We start from the raw sequence: 3,381 nt of genomic DNA, 5'->3' as shown, positions 1-3,381 counted from the left end.
GGAGTAGATCAAATGCCAGTTACACTAGAACTTATTCTTTTCATTCTTATAGCAATTAGTGCTGTTGGCTATTTAATAAAAGAATTTCAAAAAACTAGGAAAAGAAGACTTGGAATTTCAATAGAATTTTTGGTTCTTTTCTGGTCAATATGGAGAATATCGACTATCATAATCTAATTTATAAAATATAATCTCCCCTGAATAAAACTTAATATTCCGTCAATACTACGGATAGGCTGTTAAACAGCCGGAAATCTCTTGTGTGTAACCTTACTAATCGAGACTTCCTTCAAGACTGAGCAGTTAGCTTTTGCTAGCTGTTTTTCATTTGAAATCAAATAGTGTTTTTGTTCAAAATAATGCCCCATTCATTTGGACACATTTACCACTATTTTTACCAAAAAATTCATGATATGGTTAATTAGTCGAGTACGTCATTACTTGACGATTACCCTTAGAATCCCCACAGACAAACGGGGGTTCTTTTATTTAAATAGCTTTTTGGTTAAAAGCCTTTCACACTTAAACTAGACAAGCATATGTTATTGTATGGAGACCTTCCAAGCATAGCAATCTACCTTTCAAGGAGCATACTTATTAGTGTGCTCTTTTCATTTGCTACTAAATAACGATTTTGTTAAATTTTTTCGCCTTTTAACTGGACAAGCATATGTTATTGTATGGAGACTTTCCACTCATAGAAATCTACCTTTCTTGTCAAAGAGCATACTTATATGTGTGCTCTTTTTCGCTTGTTATGAAATAAAGATTTTGTTCATTTTTTTGATACATTTATGAAACATTCATGTGTTATCTTCAGTAAGTCCTTTTAAAAACAGAAAGATTTATTATGTAAAAGACCCTAGTCCCCTCTAGGGCTTTTTACGTTCAAATAAGGATTTTATTAAAAAACTGCACATACATTAATCATGATAGGCTTTTCGATATGAGTCTTGGTCATAGGGCGCCTTAAAAAGCGCTCTTTATTTTTATAGTGACAGGCTCAATAACTCCAAGTAACAAATACAATATAAAAAATTCACTCATGAAAATCTGATTACGATTTTTTGAATTTTTTATATCTCATGAGACATTCACCTATCTTACTAAGAGTGCATATAAAAATGTGCTCTTTTTATTTGTTGTTAAATAAGAATTTTGTTTAATTTCCATTAACCGTTTTATCCACTTTACATATAGTAATATCACATGGAATTTCATAGGTTTCTCTGGACCAGTTACCTTGTATTCCTTGTGAATCTTGTGGAAAGAATCCGTTTATGACTAACGGGTTCTTTTATTTATTTTTCATACAACGATTATGCGTTGGGTTCATCAGTATGGTCCTGAATTGGACAAACGAATCCGTCGTCACCTCAAACAAATGACTCTTGGAGAGTCGATGAAACCTATATAAAAGTAAAAGGTCAATGGATAACTTATTCCTTACAATGGTAAAAGTGCTATAGGAATCTCGCAAATCCAAAAGTTATATGAATCATATTTTGAAGTTTTACCATATGAAATAAATGTCCTTGGATGGAAAGCAACCGAATTAAGACATCTTATAGGTCGTCTAGGTGAATTCTTTTGTGTTCTTTATACGAATGACGAGCTATCCAAAGTGACTAATCAGCATGGATATGATGTCATCAAAGATGGGAGAAGAATAAGTGTTAAAACAACTGCCCAAGGAAAAGGTTTTATCACGATCAATCAAAATACATTCTACCAATTCGATGATTTCTTCGTAGTTCAGTACAAAGATGATGATTTGAAACTATTATTTTACGGGCCAAAGGAAGAAATTCCATCGCTTAGACCATATGGGAATAATTATGAGGTCAATATAAGTTCTTTAAAGAGAATAGAAAAGACACTCCTTTAAGAGTGTCTTTTCCTATATTTTTTTAGCAGAAGCAACTGCATCCGATAATGATTAATARWATAAAKARTACAACRAGTAAAGCAAATCCKCCASCAAAACCGCAGCCTTCGCCGCAACTACCACCATAKCCCATAAYAATAKTTCCTCCTTTAGATAAGAGGGTGARACTAGGGTTCATTCCATGTATTTTAACGGGTTCACTTTACCTTATGTTTTTAYGCCTGAATTGAGCAGGTCCTAAAAAAAAGACGCCATAAGGCGTCCCCCACAATTGGGTAGATAAGGTTTAGTTTTCYAATTTAAAGAAATTATGTATCACACCTTGAGAGTATATCATAATATCTRTTAAAYTTAATATTCTATGCATTATTACATAAAAGAAAAGASACCCTAAKGTGCCTTTCTACTCTGTAACAAATTTAAATACATAGTACATAAAAAATAAACAAGATAGATATGCTAGTCTGCCAGCAATCAATTCTTTCATAAATTTCATAAGTATCACTTTGACAACCAATGCTAAGAATAACGGTATAAACAGTACCATAGCAAGTTTGATCGCTATGGCATTTATAGCTGGGTTAAACGGTTCAAAATTAATTATGATATCCACTTATCTTTCTCTTAATCCTTTTATCTTTATAATATAATTTATATTGTTTTGTCCACTAAAAAATGACACTTTAAGGTACCTTCCTCTCACTTAAACCACCCAAACTTTAAATTTTTACATTTCAATAGAAATTATTAGGAGGTTAATTTTCATTTTTATGTTAAAATATTCAATATTCGTATTGATATTAGGGAGATGAATAGTATGTCTGGTGATTTCAACATGGATTCTAATTATTATGTAAGTGGTGCTGAAATCTTAGAGTTATTAGGTAGTTTAAGTCGTTTATTAATTGTACGTGAATTGGTTGTAAGTGGGACTTTAACAGTTTCTCAGTTGAGTGCTGCGACGCATATTTCGGAACCTATGATTTTACAACACTTACGCAAACTAACTATAGGTAATATTGTAATTAGCGAGCGCAAGGGTACAAGGCTTTATTGTAGAATAGAAGATAAGAAAATTATTGATATTATCGATTTATTAGGATTATTATATTAAGTTTTATTTGATGTCTTTTTTTGAATTTAAGCACTTTATAATTGAAACAATAACAAATAAAAAAGACACCCTAAGGTGCCTTCCTGCGACTTGAACCATCGTATTGTAATATGGTATCGGATGCCAATCCAATTATTATTTTACCACGTTAAATAATTTCGGTTATTGAGAAATAATAAAAGTCCTCTTTTGAGTGCCTGTTTCTAATTTATTACATCCTTAATTGATTGTARATTGATTTGAATACGTGAATTCACCACGATATTTAATTGCAGCTACATAAGTACCACTTGTATAGCTATCTGTGATAGGAGTTTGCCAAATTTCTGTTCCAGGAAGAAATTCTGGTTCTATTGTTTGGAATCGTTCTAGGGTACCA

At 31.8% G+C, this 3,381-nt stretch carries 4 protein-coding genes and 2 pseudogenes; 3 read left to right on the top strand and 3 right to left on the bottom strand.

Going from position 1 to position 3,381, the window contains the following annotated elements; all coding sequences use genetic code 11:
• Window positions 1-1,297 precede the first annotated feature (1,297 nt).
• Window positions 1,298-1,437: pseudogene (locus AC1DJR_RS22705) on the top strand (IS6 family transposase); the annotation flags it as partial.
• A 19-nt stretch (window positions 1,438-1,456) separates the two neighbouring features.
• Window positions 1,457-1,888 (top strand): annotated as a pseudogene (locus AC1DJR_RS22700) (DUF6998 domain-containing protein); the annotation flags it as partial.
• 22 nt (window positions 1,889-1,910) lie between these two features.
• Here AC1DJR_RS22700 and AC1DJR_RS22695 read toward each other — a convergent pair.
• Both AC1DJR_RS22695 and AC1DJR_RS22690 read right to left on the bottom strand, forming a co-directional pair.
• On the bottom strand, window positions 1,911-2,021 hold the full coding sequence (locus AC1DJR_RS22695) for a YjcZ family sporulation protein (RefSeq protein WP_477003563.1): 111 nt from the start codon (window positions 2,019-2,021) through the stop codon (window positions 1,911-1,913).
• Between the two features lie 270 nt (window positions 2,022-2,291).
• Window positions 2,292-2,501 (bottom strand): hypothetical protein, encoded by a 210-nt coding sequence (locus AC1DJR_RS22690; RefSeq protein ID WP_340853708.1) that lies wholly within the window; start codon window positions 2,499-2,501, stop codon window positions 2,292-2,294.
• 204 nt (window positions 2,502-2,705) lie between these two features.
• Here AC1DJR_RS22690 and AC1DJR_RS22685 point away from each other — a divergent pair, with 204 nt between their 5' ends.
• A complete protein-coding gene (locus tag AC1DJR_RS22685) occupies window positions 2,706-3,002 on the top strand; it encodes a metalloregulator ArsR/SmtB family transcription factor (protein ID WP_002068911.1) in 297 nt (98 codons plus the stop codon).
• 219 nt (window positions 3,003-3,221) lie between these two features.
• Here the strand turns inward: AC1DJR_RS22685 and AC1DJR_RS22680 are convergent.
• Window positions 3,222-3,381, bottom strand: a 160-nt coding sequence (locus AC1DJR_RS22680; protein WP_477003564.1) for a DUF5065 family protein, incomplete at its 5' end; no start/stop codon positions are given.

Source organism: Bacillus sp. 05T31, assembly GCF_056396725.1.
The sequence above is the reverse complement of the archived record's forward strand: the minus strand, read 5'-3'. Positions and strand labels throughout refer to the sequence as shown.